General features: G+C 74.4%; 17 protein-coding genes and 1 pseudogene. 3 read left to right on the forward strand and 15 right to left on the reverse strand.

Annotated features, from left to right (window positions below):
- The 5 genes and pseudogenes from E9529_RS22815 to E9529_RS18100 form a co-directional block, all read right to left on the reverse strand.
- The coding region (locus E9529_RS22815) for a DUF559 domain-containing protein (RefSeq protein ID WP_236832659.1) at window positions 1-786 on the reverse strand (786 nt) is incomplete at its 3' end.
- 304 nt (window positions 787-1090) lie between these two features.
- Window positions 1091-2287 (reverse strand): annotated as a pseudogene (locus E9529_RS18085) (NADP-dependent isocitrate dehydrogenase); the annotation flags it as partial.
- An 89-nt stretch (window positions 2288-2376) separates the two neighbouring features.
- Window positions 2377-3330 carry a malate dehydrogenase gene (gene mdh, locus E9529_RS18090; protein ID WP_236832661.1) on the reverse strand — a complete coding sequence of 318 codons (954 nt, stop codon included), beginning with the start codon at window positions 3328-3330 and terminating at the stop codon, window positions 2377-2379.
- A gap of 48 nt (window positions 3331-3378) precedes the next feature.
- Window positions 3379-3678: a DUF3017 domain-containing protein gene (locus E9529_RS18095; RefSeq protein ID WP_236832662.1), complete on the reverse strand. Its 300-nt coding sequence runs from the start codon at window positions 3676-3678 to the stop codon at window positions 3379-3381.
- 2 nt (window positions 3679-3680) lie between these two features.
- Complete coding sequence (locus E9529_RS18100) at window positions 3681-4550, reverse strand: bifunctional methylenetetrahydrofolate dehydrogenase/methenyltetrahydrofolate cyclohydrolase (RefSeq protein ID WP_236832663.1); 870 nt, start codon at window positions 4548-4550, stop codon at window positions 3681-3683.
- A 98-nt stretch (window positions 4551-4648) separates the two neighbouring features.
- Between E9529_RS18100 and E9529_RS18105 the strand changes: the two genes are divergently transcribed.
- Complete coding sequence (locus E9529_RS18105; RefSeq protein ID WP_236832664.1) at window positions 4649-5173, forward strand: hypothetical protein; 525 nt, start codon at window positions 4649-4651, stop codon at window positions 5171-5173.
- A 3-nt stretch (window positions 5174-5176) separates the two neighbouring features.
- On the opposite strand, the gene E9529_RS18110 is transcribed toward E9529_RS18105, so the two are convergent.
- The 9 genes from E9529_RS18110 to E9529_RS18150 all read right to left on the reverse strand — a co-directional run bounded on the left by E9529_RS18110 (window position 5177) and on the right by E9529_RS18150 (window position 14439).
- Complete coding sequence (locus E9529_RS18110; RefSeq protein WP_236832665.1) at window positions 5177-5788, reverse strand: pentapeptide repeat-containing protein; 612 nt, start codon at window positions 5786-5788, stop codon at window positions 5177-5179.
- Window positions 5789-5828: 40 nt separating this feature from the next.
- The gene (purH, locus tag E9529_RS18115) at window positions 5829-7379 is read right to left on the reverse strand and encodes a bifunctional phosphoribosylaminoimidazolecarboxamide formyltransferase/IMP cyclohydrolase (RefSeq protein ID WP_236832666.1); all 1551 of its coding nucleotides are present in this window, start codon (window positions 7377-7379) and stop codon (window positions 5829-5831) included.
- Window positions 7379-8002, reverse strand: coding sequence for a phosphoribosylglycinamide formyltransferase (gene purN, locus E9529_RS18120; RefSeq protein ID WP_236832667.1), 624 nt, complete (start codon window positions 8000-8002; stop codon window positions 7379-7381). The genes purH and purN overlap by 1 nt, the downstream gene beginning before the upstream one ends.
- Window positions 8003-8091: 89 nt before the next feature.
- Entirely contained in the window at window positions 8092-9288 is a 1197-nt protein-coding gene (locus E9529_RS18125; RefSeq protein ID WP_308195305.1) for a DUF6350 family protein, read from the reverse strand.
- A gap of 86 nt (window positions 9289-9374) precedes the next feature.
- Window positions 9375-10553: a hypothetical protein gene (locus tag E9529_RS18130; protein ID WP_236832668.1), complete on the reverse strand. Its 1179-nt coding sequence runs from the start codon at window positions 10551-10553 to the stop codon at window positions 9375-9377.
- Window positions 10554-10711: 158 nt separating this feature from the next.
- Window positions 10712-11587 (reverse strand): succinate--CoA ligase subunit alpha, encoded by an 876-nt coding sequence (gene sucD, locus E9529_RS18135; protein ID WP_236832669.1) that lies wholly within the window; start codon window positions 11585-11587, stop codon window positions 10712-10714.
- A gap of 25 nt (window positions 11588-11612) precedes the next feature.
- On the reverse strand, window positions 11613-12776 hold the full coding sequence (gene sucC / locus E9529_RS18140) for an ADP-forming succinate--CoA ligase subunit beta (RefSeq protein ID WP_236832670.1): 1164 nt from the start codon (window positions 12774-12776) through the stop codon (window positions 11613-11615).
- Window positions 12777-12951: 175 nt separating this feature from the next.
- Window positions 12952-13362, reverse strand: a complete 411-nt coding sequence (locus tag E9529_RS18145; RefSeq protein WP_236832671.1) for a cobalamin B12-binding domain-containing protein — start codon at window positions 13360-13362, stop codon at window positions 12952-12954.
- Between the two features lie 42 nt (window positions 13363-13404).
- The gene (locus E9529_RS18150; protein ID WP_236832672.1) at window positions 13405-14439 is read right to left on the reverse strand and encodes a hypothetical protein; all 1035 of its coding nucleotides are present in this window, start codon (window positions 14437-14439) and stop codon (window positions 13405-13407) included.
- A 178-nt stretch (window positions 14440-14617) separates the two neighbouring features.
- Between E9529_RS18150 and E9529_RS18155 the strand changes: the two genes are divergently transcribed.
- Complete coding sequence (locus E9529_RS18155) at window positions 14618-15511, forward strand: triacylglycerol lipase (RefSeq protein WP_236832673.1); 894 nt, start codon at window positions 14618-14620, stop codon at window positions 15509-15511.
- Window positions 15512-15731: 220 nt separating this feature from the next.
- Window positions 15732-16538: a M23 family metallopeptidase gene (locus tag E9529_RS18160; RefSeq protein WP_236832674.1), complete on the forward strand. Its 807-nt coding sequence runs from the start codon at window positions 15732-15734 to the stop codon at window positions 16536-16538.
- 320 nt (window positions 16539-16858) lie between these two features.
- Here the strand turns inward: E9529_RS18160 and pcrA are convergent, their stop codons facing one another.
- Window positions 16859-19159, reverse strand: a complete 2301-nt coding sequence (gene pcrA, locus E9529_RS18165; protein WP_236832675.1) for a DNA helicase PcrA — start codon at window positions 19157-19159, stop codon at window positions 16859-16861.
- Between the last annotated feature and the right edge of the window lie 340 nt (window positions 19160-19499).

A 19499-nucleotide genomic window follows, 5' to 3' on the forward strand; every position in this document is an offset into this window, starting at 1 on the left:
GTTCCGAGAAGTTGCGCGGGCCAGCGCATCCCGGACCCGGGCCACCAGCGCTGCCGGGTCGCGAAGGTCGGCTGCGGTCACGTGGACGACGGTCCACCCTGCTGCGGTGAGCCGGTTGAGCCTGCGCCGGTCACGGGCGAACTGACCGGGCTCGGCGTGCCATGCGCCGTCGTACTCGACCGCCACGCGCTGCTCGGGGAAGGCCAGATCGACCCTGCCGACGAAGGCGCCGTCCCCGTCCCGCACCGAGAACTGCGGGACGGGCACCAGCCCGGCGACAGCCAGCAGCACCCGCACCCCGCTCTCGGGTTGCGACTCCGCCAGCGGGCACGCGAGCGCGACAGCCCGCTCGGCGCGCCGTCCTCCGCGTGCGCTGCGCCGGGTCCGCGCCGCCTCCCGGAGCTCACCCAGACCGACCACCGCGCGTGCCAGCAGCACGTCCAGCGCGGCCACTGCGTCGGGCAGCGGTTCGGACCGGGCGATGTCCAGCGCTGTCCGCAGCCCCGTGGTGCAGCGCCGGGTCCGGACCACGGCCACGTCCGACGGGCCCAGCGCCACGTGCCGCACCCGCAGCCCTGCCGCGCCGCCGAACCGGATCCCCGTCGGCACGCTGACCTCGACCGGCGCCGTCAGGTCGGCGAGCTGCGTGGCACCGTGCAGGTACGCCGCGGTGCGACCGCTGAAGACCGCAGCCCGCGGCACCAGCAGGGCCGCACCGGCGATGCGCACGTCCAGCGAGTCGGGGAGCTCGGCATCGGCGTAGACCCCTGGAACACCCGGCGCCACGCGGAGCTCCGCAGCGCGTCGGCGGTCAGGTGGCCGGCCGCGACGGCGTCACGCTTGCGGAAGACCCTGCCCCGCAGGGCGTCGGGACGGCGGGGTGCGGGCACCGGCAGCTTGCCGGAGGACGGCACGGGTGCGCCGCCGTCGTCCACAGGCAGCCGTCCACCAATCGGGACTCCGGAGCCGCTCACCGGGACCGCTTTCCGCGAAGTTGCACCCCGAAGCCCATGTCGGGCGCCACAATCTCCGAAGTCGGCCCCCCATCTGGCGCGTCTCGGGGAGGGCGCGAAGCGGAGCGGCCCCCCTTGAGGTTGCTGTCGATGGCCGCCAGGAAGTCCTGGGTGGTCAGCCACGGCTGGTCCTTGCTGATCAGCAGCGCGAGGTCCTTGGTCATCTGACCGCCCTCGACGGTGTCGATGCAGACCTTCTCCAGCGTCTCGGCGAAGCGGGTCACCTCGGGGGTGCCGTCGAGCTTGCCGCGGTGGGCCAGGCCCCGGGTCCAGGCGAAGATCGACGCGATCGGGTTGGTCGACGTCTCCTTGCCCTGCTGGTGCTGGCGGAAGTGCCGGGTCACCGTGCCGTGGGCGGCCTCGGCCTCGACGGTGCGGCCGTCGGGGCTCATGAGCACCGAGGTCATCAGGCCGAGCGAGCCGAAGCCCTGGGCCACGGTGTCGGACTGCACGTCACCGTCGTAGTTCTTGCAGGCCCAGACGTAGCCGCCCTCCCACTTGAGCGAGGCGGCGACCATGTCGTCGATCAGCCGGTGCTCGTAGGTGATGCCGGCCTCGTCGAACTTCGACTTGAACTCCGCCTCGAAGACCTCCTGGAAGAGGTCCTTGAACCGGCCGTCGTAGGCCTTGAGGATCGTGTTCTTGGTCGACAGGTAGACCGGGTAGCCGCGCTGCAGGCCGTAGTTCATCGAGGCCCGCGCGAAGTCGCGGATCGACTCGTCGAGGTTGTACATCGCCATCGCGACACCGCCGCCGGGCGACTGGAAGACCTCGTGCTCGATCGGCGCGGAGCCGTCGGCCGGCTGGAAGCTGATGGTCAGCGTGCCCTCGCCGGGGAACTTGAAGTCGGTCGCGCGGTACTGGTCACCGAAGGCGTGGCGGCCGACGACGATCGGCTTGGTCCAGCCCGGCACCAGCCGCGGCACGTTCTCCATGATGATCGGCTCGCGGAAGATGACGCCGCCGAGGATGTTGCGGATCGTGCCGTTGGGCGAGCGGTACATGCGCTTGAGGCCGAACTCCTCGACGCGCGCCTCGTCCGGCGTGATCGTCGCGCACTTGACCCCGACGCCGTGCTTCTTGATGGCGTTGGCGGAGTCGACGGTGATCTGGTCGTCGGTCGCGTCGCGCGACTCGATGCCCAGGTCGTAGTACTCCAGGTTGACGTCGAGGTACGGGAGGATCAGCTGGTCCTTGATGAACTGCCAGATGATCCGGGTCATCTCGTCGCCGTCGAGTTCGACGACGGTGCCCTCGACCTTGATCTTGCTCACGCGTTCTCCTTGTGTGCTCTCGTGGCCCCGCTGCAGGGCCCCGCCGCGAGCCTGCGAGCGGTGGGGGGCAGCGGGGTCCTTCTGCTTCTTCAGAGGTCGGCCACGTCGGCCTGCTTCGCGCGCACCGCCTCGGCGGCCTCGCGCAGGCCCGTCAGCTCGCTCTCCGCCAGGTCGCTCTCGACGACCCGGCGGACGCCTTCCCGGCCGATCTCGGCCTCCACCCCGAGGTAGACCCCGGAGATGCCGTACTCGCCGTCGACCCAGGCGCACACCGGCATGACGGCACCGGAGTCCTCCATGACCGCACGGGCCATGCGGGCGGCGGCCGCGGAGGGGGCGTAGTAGGCCGATCCGGTCTTGAGCAGGGCCACCACCTCCGCACCGCCGTTGCGGGTGCGCTGGACGAGGTGCTCGACGCGGTCGGGCGCCATGACGTCGGCCAGCGGCCTGCCGTCGACCGTGCACCGCGACGGCACCGGGACCATCGTGTCGCCGTGCGAGCCGAGCGTCAGGGTCTGCACGGAGGAGACCGGGACACCCAGCTCCTCGGCGACGTTGTTGGTGAAGCGCGCCGTGTCCAGCATGCCGGCCTGCCCCATGACCCGGTGCTTCGGGAAGCCGGTGGCCAGCTGGGCCAGCGCGGTCATCTCGTCGAGCGGGTTGGAGACGACGATGACGACGGCGTCCGGCGAGGTGCGCGCGATGTTCTCCGCCACCTGCCGCACGATGCCCGCGTTCGTCTCGATCAGGTCCATCCGGCTCATGCCGGGCTTGCGCGGCAGGCCGGCGGTGATCACGACGACGTCGGACCCCTCGGTGCCCTCGTAGGAGCCGCCGCCGACGCCGACGACCTGCGTCTCGAAGCCCTCGATCGGCCGGGACTGGTTCATGTCCAGCGCCAGACCCTCGGGCTTGCCCTCCACGATGTCGGTGAGGACGACGGTCTCGAAGACGTCGTACTCGGCCAGGCGGAGTGCGGTGGTGGAGCCGTAGAACCCGGCACCGACCACGGTGACCTTGCCGTTCCTGGGCTGCTTCGCCATGGCCGTCAACCTAGCGGTGGTCGGCGTCTCGTGCCGCCCCGGGGGCGCTCACGTCCCGGGGATGGCCAGCGCGACCGCGGCGAGGGTGATGCCCGCACCGGCGAGCAGGACGACGTCCACCGCGCGGCTGCGGACGGCGAGGAAGCCGACCCGCCGCACCGGGAGGAGCAACCGCAGCAGGGCGGCCCCCACCAGCGACGTCCCGAGCACGACGAGGCCCCAGCGCCAGTGCTCGAAGGTGACCAGCAGCAGCCCGATCGCCACCACGACCAGCACCGCGAGCAGCGGCAGCTGCCGCAGCAGCCCGGCGAGGAAGGGCCGGCGGACGTAGAGCGGCGGGCGGGTCACGGTCAGGCCGAGAGCGCCTCGAGCGCGGCGGCCCGCTCGGCGGCGAGCACCACGTTCTGCAGCAGCATCGCCCGCGTCATCGGCCCCACCCCGCCGGGGTTGGGCGCCACGTGCCCGGCGACGTCGACGACGTCCTTGGCGACGTCGCCGGCGATCTTGCCGTCCACCCGGCTCACGCCCACGTCGAGGACGGCGGCCCCGGGCTTGACCATCTCCGCGGTGATCAGGCCGGGCACCCCGGCGGCGGCGACGACGACGTCCGCGGAGCGCGCGTGCGCCGCCAGGTCGCGGGTGCCGGTGTGGCAGAGCGTCACCGTGGCGTTCTCGGTGCGCCGGGTGAGCAGCAGGCCCAGCGGCCGGCCGACGGTGATGCCGCGGCCGATGACCACGACCTCCGCGCCGGCGATCGGCACCTCGTAGCGGCGCAGCAGCTCCACGATGCCGACCGGCGTGCAGGGCAGCGGCCCGGGGACGTTGAGCACCAGGCGGCCCAGGTTCACCGGGTGCAGCCCGTCGGCGTCCTTGGCCGGGTCCATGGCCTCCAGCACCCGGCTCTCCTCGATGCCCGCCGGCAGCGGCAGCTGCACGATGTAGCCGGTGCAGCCGGGGTCGGCGTTCAGCTCGGCGACGACGGCCAGCACGTCGGCCTCGGTCGCGGTGGCCGGCAGCTCGCGCTGGATGCTCGCGATGCCCACCTCCGCGCAGTCGGAGTGCTTGGCGTTGACGTACCACCGGCTGCCGGGGTCGTCGCCGACCAGCAGCGTGCCGAGACCGGGCCGGTGACCGGCCGCGGCGAGAGCGGCCACCCGCTCGGTGAGCTCGGCGCGGATCGCCGCCGCGGTGGCCTTGCCGTCCAGGATCGTCGCGGGCACGCCGACAGTCTGCCGGAACGGGTCCCGCCGGCGTCGGTGCGGCCCTAGGGTCGGGTGCAACGGGGCGCCCCGGCCCCGTCGACCCGCGGAGGTGCGCGATGAGCGACCCCACCCCGACCGGCGCGTCCGCCTCGTACGGCGCCGGGCCGGCGGCGACCGAGCCCGCCTACTCCACCCGGCCGGTGGCCTTCCGCGGACCCGAGAGCCTGGGCGGGCTGCTGTGCATCCTCGCCGGGATCGCGGCGGGCCTCAGCCTGCCGCTGGACTGGCTGAGCGACCGCGACGCCGGCGGCTGGACGCTGGTGCGCGAGGCGTTCGACGACCTGGACCGGGTGTTCGACGACGGCGGCTGGCAGCCGCTGGCCATCGTCCTCGGGGGCGGGGTGCTGCTGCTCCTGGGCATCGCGCTGTGGCTGCCCGCCCGCAGCCACCGGTTCGTCGGGCTGCTGGCGCTGGTGGTCAGCGGCGTCGTCACCGCCGCCGTGCTCGTGCCGCTGGTCGACGCCGACTGGGACCTCGGCTTCTTCGGCCCCGGGTTCTGGTGCGGGATCGCCGTCGCCGTCCTCGGGCTGCTCGGCTCGCTCAAGGCGGTGCTGACCGGCCCCCGCTACTCGTCGCGGTAGGGCTCAGATCTCGACCCGCGCGCCGTGGGCGCGGGCGACCTGGACCGCCTGCAGGGCGTCGAGGTGCACCCCGGTCAGCTCGAAGGAGCGCCAGTCCACCTCGTCGGTGGAGGCGCCGCGCAGGTCGGCCCCGCGCAGCTTGGCGTTCTGCAGCCGCGCCCGGTCCAGGTCCGCGCCGCCCAGGTCGGCGCCGCGCAGGTCGGCGTCGGTGAGGTCGGCCTCGCGGAAGCGCTGCCCGGCCAGCTCCTGCGCCGACAGGTCGACCCCGCGCAGGGAGGTCCACGACCAGTCGCAGTCGACGGCCGTCAGCGGCCGCAGGGAGGCGCCGAGGAAGTGCGACCCGGTGAGCTTGCAGCCGTCCAGGGTGGTGTCGAACAGCCGGGCGCGGTCGAAGCGGCAGGAGAGGAACGCCGTCCCGAGGTGCCGTGAGCCGCCCATGCGCACCCCGGTGAGCACGCACTCGTCGAACACGCACCGGCGGGTGACCAGCTCCTCGAGGCCGGCGTCGTCGAACCGGCACCGGGTGAAGGTGACGCCGTCGAGCGCCACCCCCCACCAGTCCACCCGCGCGTAGTCGGCCCCCTCCACGTGCGCCCCCGCCTCGGGAGGGCGCACGTGCGGGCGCGACGAGTGCCGCATGGGACCGGTGCCCCGATCAGTGGGCGAAGTGCCGGGTGCCGGTCAGGTAGAGCGGCACGCCGGCGGCGGCCGCGGCGGCGACGACCTCCTCGTCGCGCACCGACCCGCCGGGCTGGACGACGGCGCGCACGCCGGCGTCGAGCAGCACCTGCAGGCCGTCGGCGAAGGGGAAGAACGCGTCGGAGGCGGCGACCGACCCGGCGGCCCGCTCCCCCGCCCGCGCGACCGCGAGCCGCGCCGAGTCGACCCGGTTCACCTGGCCCATGCCGACGCCGACGGTGGCCCGGTCGTGGGCGAGCAGGATCGCGTTGCTCTTGACCGCGCGCACCGCCCGCCAGGCGAAGACGAGGTCGTCGAGGCCCGCCGCGTCCAGCGGCTCGCCGGTGGCGAGGGTCCAGGTGGTGGGGTCGTCGCCGGCGGCGTCGATGCGGTCGCGGGTCTGCAGGAGCAGCCCGCCGCTGATCGGCCGCTGCTCCACGCCGGTCTCGGGCAGGTGCGGCAGCCGCAGCAGCCGGATGTTCTTCTTGCCCGTCAGCACGGCGACGGCGTCGTCGGTGAAGCCCGGGGCCACGACCACCTCGGTGAAGACCTCGGCCACCTGCTCGGCCATGGTGAGGTCGACCTCGCGGTTGGCCGCGATGACCCCGCCGAAGGCGGACACCGGGTCGCAGGCGTGCGCCTTGCGGTGCGCCGCGGCGATGTCCGCGCCGACGGCGATGCCGCAGGGGTTGGCGTGCTTGATGATCGCCACGCACGGCTCGTCGTGGTCGTGCGCGGCCCGCCAGGCGGCGTCGGTGTCGACGTAGTTGTTGTAGGACATCTGCTTGCCGTGCAGCTGCTCGGCGTGCGCGAGGCCCGGCCGGTCCGAGCGGTACAGCGCGGCGGCCTGGTGCGGGTTCTCCCCGTAGCGGAGGACGTCGGCCCGCTCCCAGCTCGCCCCGACCCAGGCCGGGAAGCCGCTGTCGTCGTCGGGCGCGAGCACGTTGCCCATCCAGGAGGCGACGGCGACGTCGTAGGAGGCGGTGTGCCGGAACGCGGCCGCGGCCAGCCGCTGCCGCTCGCCCAGGGTGAACCCGCCGGCGGTGACCGCGGCGAGGACGTCGCCGTACCGGGCGGGGTCGACGACGACGGCGACCGACGGGTGGTTCTTCGCCGCGGCGCGCACCATCGCCGGGCCGCCGATGTCGATCTGCTCGACGCACTCGTCGGGGGCGGCGCCGGAGGTCACCGTCTCGGTGAACGGGTAGAGGTTGACGACCACGAGGTCGAAGGCGGCGATGCCGAGCTCGGCCAGCTGGGCGACGTGCTCGTCCTTGCGCCGGTCGGCGAGGATGCCCGCGTGCACCGCGGGGTGCAGCGTCTTGACCCGCCCGTCCAGGCACTCGGGGAACCCGGTCACCTGCTCCACCGGCGTGACCGGCACCCCGGCGTCGGCGATCCGCCGCGCGGTGGCACCGGTGCTGACCAGCTCCACACCGGCGGCGGCGAGCCCGCGGGCCAGCTCCTCGATGCCGGACTTGTCGTAGACGCCCAGCAGGGCGCGGCGGATCGGGGTGCGGTCGCTCATCAGGTGCTCTTCCTCGTCCGGTGCGGGGTGGGCGGGGGTGCGGCGGCGAACGTCGCCACCGTCTCCACCAGGAGCTCGCGCTCCACGGCCTTGATCCGTTCGTGCAGCGTCGCCTCGTCGTCGCCGGGCAGCACCGGCACCTCGCGCTGGGCGAGGACGGGGCCGGTGTCGACGCCGGCGTCGACCAGGTGCACGGTCGAGCCGGTCACCGTGGCGCCGGCCGCCAGGGCGTCGCGGACCGCGTGCGCGCCGGGGAACGCCGGCAGCAGCGCCGGGTGGGTGTTGAGCAGCCGGCCCTCGTACGCGTCGAGCACCGCCGGGCCGACGATCTTCATGAAGCCGGCCGAGACGACCAGGTCCGGCGCGAACGCGATGATCCGCTCGGCCAGCGCGCGGTCCCAGGCCGCCCGGTCGGGGTGGTCGCCGAGCGCGCAGACGAAGGTGGGCAGCCCGCGCCGCCGGGCGTGCTGGAGCCCGGGGGCCTCGCGGTCGGCACCGACGGCGACCACCTCCGCCGGGTAGCCGGGGTCGTCGGTGGCCTCCAGCAGGGCCTCGCACAGCGATCCGGTCCCCGACAGCAGGACGACGACCCTCGCCCGGGCAGGAGACGCGTGGGCGGGCACGGCGCCGACCCTATAAGGACCCCCTCGCCCCCCACCGCTCGCACGCTCGCGGCGGGCCCCTGCGAGGGGGCCGGTCGACGGGGCCGCTGCTAACCCAGCGCGCGCCAGCGGGTGACGGCGGCGGCGATCGCGGCGGCGATCGCGGCCTGCGCCCCGAAGGCGAGGCCGGTGGCGACGGGCGGGGCCCCGACCTGGGCGAGCGCGCCGTCCCCCAGAGCACCGCCGGCGACCCAGGCGAGCAGCCCGACGAGCAGGCCCAGCAGCGACCCGGCCAGCAGCCCGGCCAGCCCGGCGACGACCGAGCCGCCGTCCCGGTCGGTGAACCACCGGCCCAGGGTGCGGCCGGCGACGAGCCCGGCGACCGCCGGCACGATCTGCGAGACGAAGGCGACGAGGGGCACCGCCTGGGTGTCGGGCAGCGCCGCGAGCAGCGGCAGGGCGGGCACGCTGCCCAGCGTGACGCCGTGCACCGACACCAGCGTCCCGGTGCCCACGGAGAACCCGGGACCGGCGGCCAGCCCCAGGACGGCGACCGCCGCGTTCGGCAGGTACAGCGCGCTCAGCCCGAACAGCCCCAGCGCCCCGGCCCCTGCCCCGCCGAGGGCGCCCGACAGCGCCGCGTACCCCGAGGTGTCGCTGGCCAGCGCGACCGCGACGACGACGAAAGCCAGGGCCAGCGCGGTCAGCAACCCGGCGAGCACCCCGCGCAGCACCGGGCGGGCCGCACCCGGGAACCGGGCCAGCGCGGCGTCGGCGAGGCCGGACTCGCGGCCGGCGCCCCACCCGACGGCGACCAGCGCCAGCACCGCCGGGGCCACCAGCGTGCGCGGCCAGCCGGTGCCCACCGCGGGGTCGTCCACCAGCAGCGCGAGCAGCCAGGTGAGCGCCACGTGCACGAGCACGACCGTCGTGCCCGCGCGCACCACCGCCCGCGCCGGAGCCCCGTCGTCGAGGACCCGGACGGCGACCCGCCCGGCCCACGACAGCCCGCTCGCCGCGAGCAGGGTCAGCAGCAGGGGGGCCAGCGCGAGGGCTCCGTCGGGCGGCCGGAGCTCGGCCCCGTGCGCGAGGAGCCACAGCCGACCGCCCAGCGCCGCGGCGCCCCCGGCCGACATGCCACCGGCGGGGTCCAGCGTCTGCACGACCAGCAGGGCCAGCCAGAGGCCGGCCAGCCCGACCACCGTGACGGCGGCCGCGGCCAGGGCGGTGAGGACGGCAGGCGGGGCGGGACGGGCCGCGGATCCGTCGTCCCGCCGGAAGGGCAGGCGTGCGAGCAGCGGGACCACCTCCCCACTCTCGCAAGCCACCGCCGCCGATGGGCGGCGCACGCGCCGGAGCCGGTCGCCCTCGTGCGGCCGCACCGGGACGTCGATCAGGTGTCCGTGCCGGGCCGGTCGCTCTGCGTGTTCCCCGACGCCTCGCCGGAGGCGGTGGCGCCGCCGGGCCCGCCCGTGCCGCCACCCCCGGAGCCCGCCTCGGACGCCGGGCGCGGCGGCTGGGCCGGCCAGGTCGGCTGCTGCTGCGGGTAGGGCTGCTGGTACGGGTAGGGCTGCTGCCCCGCCCACCCCTGGCCGGCCCAGGGGTGCGGCTGGCCGGGCCACGGCCCGCCGTGCTGCGGGACGGCCGGGCGGGCGGGGCGTTCGCGCAGTTCGCGGCGCAGGGCGAGCACCGCGACCACGGTGATGGCGGCGGCGGTGACGAAGCCCATCAGCGCCCAGAACGAGAAGGCGTACCGGAGGGTGTCCAGCCAGGAGAAGAGCGTCAGGACCAGCCCCAGCCCGGCCAGGCCGGCGGTCACCCCCGACCGGGCGAAGGTCGTCGTCGTCCGGACGAACGCCGGGAGGACCGCCCACGTCGTCGCCAGGAGGAACAGCACGAAGGCGGCCACGACCATGCCGTCCTCGAAGCCGCTGAAGGTGACGCCGAACGTCGCGTCGCCGAAGCGCCACCAGGGCAGGAACCCGAACAGCAGGAACAGCAGCGTCCCGCCCGCGACGGCGAGGTCGGTCCAGGTCAGCCGCTTGGGGTCGTAGGCGAACTCCGCACCACCCGGTCGCCCGCCGTACCCGGGCCCGTAGCCGTGACCGCCCGGGAGGGGGCCCGGCTGCCCGTAGGGCGGCTGGCCGTGACCCGGCGGTGGGCCGCCGAAGGGCGCCGGCGGGTACCCGCCGTAGCCCGGCTGGCCGTACGGCGGCTGCCCGTACCCGTACTGGCCGTAGGGCGGCTGGGCGTAGGGCGGCTGGCCGTATCCGCCGTACCCCGGCTGGCCGTAGGGCGCGGGTCCGTACCCGGGTTGCCCGTACGGCGGCTGACCATAGGGCGGCTGACCATAGGGCGGCTGACCGTACGGCGGCCCGTAGCCCGGCTCCCCGTGCGTGGGCTGCCCCTGACCGGGGTGGCCGTGACCGTGCTGCTCGTGCGAGGGGCCGCCGTGCTGCTGCTCCCCCGGCCCGGTCGCCCGCGGCGCCTCGTGCGCCTGCCCTTCGGGCGGCTGGGCACCCGCGGGCGGTCGGCCGCCCTCGGGCGGCTGCGGGGGCTGGCTGGCGGTCACGGTGATCTCCTCCGTACGGAACGGGTGCGCTTCGATCGTGGCGCTCGGGGCGAGCGGCGCGCAACGGCGGGCCGGTGCCGGCGCGCCCGGCCCCGACGCACCGCTGCCCGGTGACCACGAGGGTCACCGGGCAGCTGTGCGGTTGGGGTGCGGGTCCGCTAGCCGACGATCTCGCGCATCAGCCGGGCGGTCTCGGACGGTGTCTTGCCCACGCGCACACCGGCGGCCTCGAGGGCCTCCTTCTTGGCCTGGGCGGTGCCGGCCGAGCCGGAGACGATGGCGCCGGCGTGGCCCATCGTCTTGCCCTCGGGGGCGGTGAAGCCGGCGACGTAGCCGACGACCGGCTTGGTGACGTTGGCCTTGACGAAGTCGGCGGCCCGCTCCTCGGCGTCGCCGCCGATCTCGCCGATCATCACGATCGCCTCGGTCTCCGGGTCGTCCTGGAACGCCTGGAGCGCGTCGATGTGCGTGGTGCCGATGACCGGGTCGCCACCGATGCCGATGGCCGTGGAGAAACCGATGTCCCGGAGCTCGTACATCATCTGGTAGGTCAGCGTGCCCGACTTCGACACCAGGCCGATCTTGCCCTGCTTGGTGATGTTGGCCGGGATGATGCCGGCGTTGCTGCGCCCGGGGCTGATCAGGCCGGGGCAGTTCGGGCCGATGATGCGGGTCGAGCCACCCTGGGCGTGGGCCCAGAAGTTGGTCGAGTCGTGCACCGGGATGCCCTCGGTGATGACCACGGCGAGCCCGATCTGGGCGTCCACGGCCTCGATGACGGCGGCCTTGGCGAACGGCGGCGGCACGAAGATGACGCTGACGTCGGCGCCAGTCTCCTTCATGGCCTCGGCGACGCCGCCGAACACCGGCACGCTGGTGCCGTCGAAGTCCACCGACTGGCCGGCCTTGCGCGGGTTGACGCCACCGACGATCGCGGTGCCCGAGGCGAGCATGCGCTGGGTGTGCTTCATGCCCTCGGAGCCGGTCATGCCCTGGACGATGACCTTGCTGTTCTCGTTGAGGAAGATCGACATCTCTTCAGTCCTGTCTGCGGGGCGTTCAGGCGGCGGCGAGCTCGGCGGCCCGGCGCGCGGCGCCGTCCATCGTGTCGACCAGGGTCACCAGCGGGTGGTCGGCCTCGGCGAGGATCCGGCGGCCCTCCTCGACGTTGTTGCCGTCGAGGCGGACGACGAGGGGCTTGGTGGCCTCGTCGCCGAGGATGCCCAGGGCCTGGACGATGCCGTTCGCCACGGCGTCGCAGGCGGTGATGCCCCCGAAGACGTTGACGAACACGCTCTTGACGGCCGGGTCGGAGAGGATGATCTCCAGACCGTTGGCCATGACCTCGGCCGAGGCGCCGCCACCGATGTCCAGGAAGTTGGCCGGCTTCACGCCGCCGAACTCCTCACCGGCGTAGGCGACGACGTCCAGGGTGCTCATGACCAGGCCGGCACCGTTGCCGATGATCCCGACCTCGCCCTCGAGCTTGACGTAGTTGAGGTCCTTCTCCTTGGCCCGCGCCTCGAGCGGGTCGGCGGAGGCGGCGTCCTCGAGCGCGGCGTGCTCGGCGTGCCGGAAGCCGGCGTTCTCGTCGAGGGTCACCTTGGCGTCCAGCGCCAGCACGGTGCCGTCCGGCGCCTTGGCGAGGGGGTTGACCTCGACCAGGGTGGCGTCCTCCTTGCTGAAGACGTCCCACAACTGGACGGCGATCGCGATGACCTGGTCCCGCACCTCGGCGGGGAACCCGGCGGCGTCGACGATCTCGGCGGCCTTCTGGCTGTCGACGCCGACGGTCGCGTCGACGGGGATGCGGGCGAGGGCCTCGGGGCGCTCGACGGCGAGCTGCTCGATCTCCATGCCACCCTCCTTCGAGGCCATGGCCAGGAAGGTCCGGTTGGACCGGTCGAGCAGGTAGGAGAAGTAGTACTCCTCGGCGATGTCGCTGGCCTGGGCGACCATCACGCGGTGCGTGATGTGGCCCTTGATGTCCAGCCCGAGGATGTCCTGGGCGCGCGCCTTGGCGTCCTCGGCGTTGTCGGCGAGCTTGACGCCGCCGGCCTTGCCGCGGCCGCCGGTCTTCACCTGAGCCTTGACGACGACGGTCTGCCCGATCTCGCGGGCGATCGCCTCCGCCTGCTCGGGGGTCTCGGCGACGCCGCCGGGGAGCACGGGGACACCGTGCGAGGCCAACAGGTCACGGGCCTGGTACTCGAAGAGATCCACGAACAGGCACCGTAGACCGCCCGGAACCGGCTCGCTGCCCCGGGCGTTCCCGGCAGAGCCAGGGGTGGGGTGCGTCACACGGCACCTCACCCCTTCGCGGCAGCAGAAGGACCGCCCTTCCCCCCACGCCTCGCACGCTCGGAGTGGGCCTCTGAAGGGCGGCCGTTCCAGTACGTCACCCCCCCGCGGGCTCGCCCACGCGCTCCCGCACCCAGTCGACGATCTCACCGGTCGTCGCCCCGGACGTGAAGATGCCGGTGACGCCGATCCGCCGGAGCTCGGGGACGTCCTCCTCCGGGATGATCCCGCCACCGAAGACGACGACGTCGTCCACGCCGCGGTCCCGCAGCAGCTCGACCAGGCGCGCGAACAGGGTCATGTGGGCGCCGGAGAGGACCGAGAGCCCGACGGCGTCGGCGTCCTCCTGCACGACCGTCTCGACGATCTGCTCCGGCGTCTGGTGCAGGCCGGTGTAGACGACCTCCATGCCGGCGTCGCGCAGCGCACGCGCGACCACCTTCGCACCGCGGTCGTGCCCGTCCAGTCCCGGTTTAGCGATGACCACCCGGATGCGTTCGTCCACCACGACCGGGAGCTTAGGGCCGGGCGCCGCCGAGAGTGGCGCGGGTCACGCCACCGGGCGGCGCGCCCGCCAGGCGACGGCGGCGAGGGCCAGGAACCCGAAGCCCGCGAGGACCAGCCCGATGCCCGGGACGGTCCAGACGAGCTCGTCGGACGAGGCGGCGTCCCGCAGGCCCGCCAGCCCCGCGCCGAGCACGGTGACGGCGACGGCGAGCAACCCCCCGACCGCGGCCAGCCGCGGTCGCAGCGACGGCGCGACCACCGCGCAGAGCAGCAGGGTGCCGGCCAGCAGCAGCCCGCCGAGGAGGGCCAGCCCCGGCCGCTCGAGCAGCGCCTGCGGCCCCTCCTGCATGACCACCACGCGCATGCCGGTGGCGGGGTCGATGCGCAGCTGCTCGGGCACGTCGGCGGCCGGCAGGGCGAGGGACAGCACGGTGACCACGCCCAGCAGCACCGCGGCGCCGGCCAGCACCGACCGGATCGGGTCGAGGGGCCCGCGGTCCTCCATCACCGTGCGCCCCCAGGCCGCCGCACCGACGACGCCGGCCAGCACGGTGAGCACCAGGGCGGCCACCCCGAGCACCCAGCCGGCGCCGATCTGCACGCTGCTGGTCAGCACGCGCTCGCCGGCGAGCACCTCGATCCCGGGGCGCGTGGTGGAACTGCTGCCCCGGTAGAGCTCGATGAGCAGCCCCCCGACGGCCAGCGCCCCGGCGACGGCGGCGTAGGCCAGGCCGAACTTCGGGACGGCGCGGCGCAGCAGCGTCGCACCGACCGCCAGGTGCACGGCGGGGCCCAGCAGGGTCGCCAGCGCGCCACCGACCCCGCGCACCTGGCGCAGCTCCTCCCCGCCGACCACCAGGTAGGTGGGCACCACCGCGAGCACGCCGGCCACCCCGGCGAGCACGAGCAGCGCGCCGCAGAGCCGCACCGCCGGGGGGACGGTGCCGATGACCACGCGGTCCCCGGCGTCCGCCGGCGTGGCCCCGGCCGGCCGGGCGTCGCCCCGCCTGCGGGCGGCGGCCTCGGCACGGCCCGCACCGGTGCCCCCGGTCCGGACGCGGTGGTCACGGGTCGACACGTCTCCCCCTTCGCTGGATGTCACGAACCGGCCTCGATCGCCCGCCCGACGGTGACGTTCGTGTGACGACCGTCACTCCCCCGCATTACCGTGCGGTGAACGGAGCACACACCTGGCACCGCCGCCGGCGGGACGGCACGAGCCGAGCTCCGCCGGAGGTTCAACGGGGAGGGCAGCCATGCGCCCATCGGGCGATCCGGGCTCCGGTCCAGGGTGGCACACCGGCGACGGTGACGAGGCCGCGCCACGAGGTCTGCGCGCACTCTGCTCCCCCACCGCGCTCACCGGTGGCCTGACCGAGCTGGCCTGGTTCGGGGCGCACGTCCTCATGTACCCGCTGGGCGCCCGCATGGAGCAGCTGCGCCTCGACCCGAGCACGCGCGCCGGGGAGCAGCCGCCGGTGGCCCGGGCCCGCCTCGCCGTCGACCCGCTGGCGGCGCGCACGCCCGTGCTGCTGGTGCACGGCCTCGTCGACAACCGGTCGGTGTTCGCGGTCATGCGCCGCAGCCTGCGCCGGCGCGGGTTCGCCGCCGTCTGCTCGTGGAACTACAGCCCGCTGCTCACCGACGTCGCCCGCGGCGCCGCGGACCTGGGCGAGCACATCGAGCGCATCTGCGAGCAGACCGGCCACGACCGGGTGCACGTCGTCGGGCACAGCCTGGGCGGGCTCATCGCCCGCTACCACGTGCAGCGCCAGGGCGGCGACCGCCGGGTCGACTCGCTGGTCACCCTCGGCACCCCGCACCGCGGCTCGGTCCTCGCCCACCTCGCGCCGACGCCGCTCATCCGCCAGCTGCGGCCCGGATCACCGGTGCTGGAGGAGCTCGAGCAGCCGGCTCCGGGCTGCCGCACCCGCGTCACGGCCCTCTACAGCGACCTCGACCAGATGGTGCTGCCCACGAGGTCCGGCCGGTGCGACCACCCCGACCTCGGTGCGCGCAACGTGCTGTTCCGCGGGGTCGGGCACATGTCGCTGCCGATGCACCGCGGCGTGCTCGACGAGGTGGCGACCACCCTCGCCGGCGTCCGCGAGCCGGGCACCACGGACGCGCCGGTCGCCGCCGTCGCCTGACGGCGGGGGCACCTCCACCCGGGTCGACACGTCGACGTGACGACTCGTACACGTCGCGACACGCAGCGTCGGGTGCTTGGTCGGCCCATGACGGATCGTTACGGTCCGATCACGGCGCCGGGAGGACCGGTGGGCTCCACGCCAGGAGCCCTTGCCGTCGTCGCTCCCCCGACGGACGCCCACCGGGCGCTCGCCGGCCAGTCGTCCGGGAAGGTCCGCCGTGACTCGCAGCAGTGCCCAGGTGCTGGAGGGGCCGCCGTCCGACGTCGTCGTCCCCCGGCCGCGCACTGCTGCCGAAGGTCCGGTCCGCGCGCCGCTCCCCGCTGCGGCGCCCGCGGCGGCTCCCGCCGGGGAGCCCACCCCCCGCGCGCGGCGCCGGCTGCCGCACCCGCCGGGCCGGCGCGCCCACCTGTGGCTCGCTGCGCTCGTCGCCGGTGCCGTGCTCGCCGGCATCCCGGCCATCACCGCCGAGCGGGCGGACGTCACCGCGTCGGCCTCCGACTACGGGCTCGGCGCCGGCACCGAGGTCAGCTTCGCCGGTGGGCTCGAGGGCGCCGACGCGCGCCGCGGCATCACCGAGGCCGAGGCGCAGGCCCGGCTCGGCGAGCTCGCCGCCTCCCGCGCCGCCCGGCAGCCGAAGATCGTCGCCCCGACCCAGGGCACGCTCACCACCTGCTTCTGCCGGCGCTGGGGCACCATGCACTACGGCCTGGACCTGGCCGCCCCGCTGGGCACGCCCATCCTCGCCGCCACCGACGGCGTCGTCGTGCGGGCCGGGCGCGCCTCGGGCTACGGCAACGCCGTCTACATCCAGGACGCCGACGGCAACGTGCACATCTACGGGCACATGCGCTACTACAGCGTCTCCGCCGGCGATCTGGTCACCGCCGGCGACCAGATCGCCAAGATCGGCAACGAGGGCCAGTCCACCGGCCCCCACCTGCACTACGAGATCCACCGCGGCGGGATGGACGGCCGCCCGATCGACCCGCGGGCCTGGCTGGCCGAGCGCGGGGTGGCGATCTGATCCGTCGGCCGCCGGCCGACACCGCGACCAGGTGTCGTGCCGATGCGCACTGAGCGCGTCCATCCACGGCAGCAGGACGGCGCCTCGAGGACGAGGCCTCGGTGGTGTGCGTCAGGGGCACGTCGAGCCGCTGCACCGGACGTCGAGCCGCGTCACGGCGCGGTCGACGTCCGGTGGCGCGGTTCAACCCTGCCCCGATCCGAGGCGCACGGCCAGATCGCCGCCGGGCGTGCTGACGCCCAGGCACGGACCAGCCACGGAGCTGCTCCGCCCCTGGGTCGCGGGGGCCCCCGGCCCCCACTCCTCAGGACAGGGCAGCCCTACAGCTTGACCAGCGGGGCGTAGCGGAGGACGAGGCGCTTGGTGCCGCCGGAGCCGAAGTCGACGGTGGCCTGGGCCTTGTCCGCCACGCCGGTGACCTCGACGACGGTGCCCAGCCCGAAGGCGTCGTGGCTCACCCGGTCGCCGACCTCCACGGAGATGACCTGCCGGTTGCCGGCGCCGCCGCGCAGGCCGCCGGTGGAGAGGCCGGTCGCCGCCACCCGCGTCTGGGCCGACCGGTAGCCGGTCGACGGCGCGGGCACCGGGTCGGTGCGCTCCCAGTGGATCGTCTCGCCCGGGATCTCGTCGAGGAACCGGGACGGCGGGTTGTAGGCCGGCTGGCCCCAGCTGGTGCGCACCGTCGCCCGGGAGATGAACAGCCGCTGGCGCGCCCGCGTGATGCCCACGTAGGCCAGCCGGCGCTCCTCCTCCAGCTCGCGCGGGTCGCCCAGCGCGCGCAGGTGCGGGAAGACGCCGTCCTCCATGCCGGTCAGGAAGACGACCGGGAACTCCAGCCCCTTGGCCGTGTGCAGCGTCATCAGCGTGACCACGCCCGCCTCGTCGCCGGAGACCGGGATCTGGTCGGCGTCGGCCACCAGCGACACCTGCTCGAGGAAGTCGGTGACCGAGCCGCCCGGGTTCGCCGCCTCGAACTCGGCCGCCACCGAGATGAGCTCGTTGAGGTTGTCGACGCGGCCCTCGTCCTGCGGGTCGGTGCTGGCCTGCAGCTCGGCCAGGTACCCGGTGCGGTCGAGGATGCTCTCCAGCAGCGCCGCCGGGCCCGAGCCGGTCTCGACCAGCCGCTCGAACTCCTCGAGCAGCGCCACGAACTCCCGCACCGCCTTCAGCGAGCGGGTCGCCAGCTCACCGATCTCGGAGCAGCGGCGCAGCGCCGAGCCGAAGGCGATCCGCTCCCGGTCGGCGAAGGACTCGATGCACGACTCGGCCCTGTCGCCGATCCCGCGCTTGGGCACGTTGATGATCCGGCGCAGGCTCACCACGTCGGCCGGGTTCGCGACCAGCTTCAGGTACGCCAGCGCGTCGCGGACCTCCTTGCGCTCGTAGAAGCGCACCCCGCCGACGACCTTGTACGGCATGCCGACGCGGATGAAGACCTCTTCGAAGACGCGCGAGGCGTTGTTGGTGCGGTAGAAGACCGCGATGTCGGCCGGCCGCGCCTTCCCCGCGTCGACCAGCGCGTCGATCTGCTCGGCGACCCACGCGGCCTCGTCGTGCTCGTTGTCCGCGACGTAGCCCTCGATCAGCTCGCCGTCGCCGGAGTCGGTCCAGAGGTTCTTCGGCCGCCGGCCGGTGTTCTTGGCGATGACCGTGTTCGCGGCCTTGAGGATGCGCTGGGTGGAGCGGTAGTTCTGCTCCAGCAGGATCGTGGTGGCCTGCGGGTAGTCGCGCTCGAACTCGTCGATGTTCCGGATCGTCGCGCCGCGGAAGGCGTAGATCGACTGGTCGGCGTCACCGACGACGCACAGCTCACCCATCGGCACCGGCCCGGAGCCGTCGCCGACCAGCTCCCGCACCAGCATGTACTGGGCGTGGTTGGTGTCCTGGTACTCGTCGACCAGCACGTGCCGGAACCGGCGGCGGTAGTGCTCGGCGACGTCGGGGAAGGCCTGCAGCAGGTGGACCGTCGTCATGATCAGGTCGTCGAAGTCCATGGCGTGCGCCTCGCGCAGCCGCCGCTGGTAGAGCGTGTACGCCTCCTTGAGCACCTTCTCCGGCGCCGTCTGGGGGCTGAACGACTCCTCGTCGACGAGCTCGTTCTTCAGGTTGGACACCTGGTTGGACAGGCTGCGCCCGGGATAGCGCTTCGCATCGAGGTCCAGGTCGCGGGCGACCATCGTCATCAGCCGGATCGAGTCGCCCTGGTCGTAGATCGTGAACGACGGCTTCATGCCCAGCTTGGCGGCCTCGGCGCGCAGGATGCGCACGCACATCGAGTGGAAGGTCGAGACCCACATCGACCGCGCGCGCGGCCCGACGAGCGCGGCCACCCGCTCCTTCATCTCCCCGGCGGCCTTGTTGGTGAAGGTGATCGCCAGGATCTCCCCCGGCTGCACCCCGCGGGCGCCCAGCAGGTAGGCGATCCGGTGCGTGAGCACGCGGGTCTTGCCCGACCCGGCGCCGGCGACGATGAGCAGCGGGCTGCCCTCGTGGACGACGGCGTCGCGCTGCGGGCCGTTGAGGCCGGCGAGCATCCGGTCCAGCTCCCGCCCCACCGATCCGGGTGCGGAGCGCTGCAGGGCGGCGGTGCCGGGGAGGGACTGCTGGAGGCTGCTGCTCATGACCACGCCACTGTAAGCCGGACGGGTGACGCTCCCGGCGCCCCCGGGAACGGGCGCACCACCCGTCCCAGCGGGCCGGGGGGCTGACCGCAGCCGTCCGCATCCGGGCGCTCCCGGCCTGGCGCGCGCCGCGCGGCCTGTGCCAGACTCCCCCCGTGCTCGCCACCGTCCGCTTTTTCTACGGCCACCGGGATCCGGTGTCCGTCACCGCTGGCTGAGCACACGCCGCAACAGACGCCCCGGGCCCGAGGAGCCCGGGGCGTTTCTCGTTCTCGGCCCCCCTCGGCCCCCCACCACCGAGAGGGAACCCGATGAGCACCTCCACCGCCGCCCCCGCTGC

The organism is Blastococcus sp. KM273128 (genome assembly GCF_021698975.1).
Lineage (GTDB): Bacteria > Actinomycetota > Actinomycetes > Mycobacteriales > Geodermatophilaceae > Blastococcus.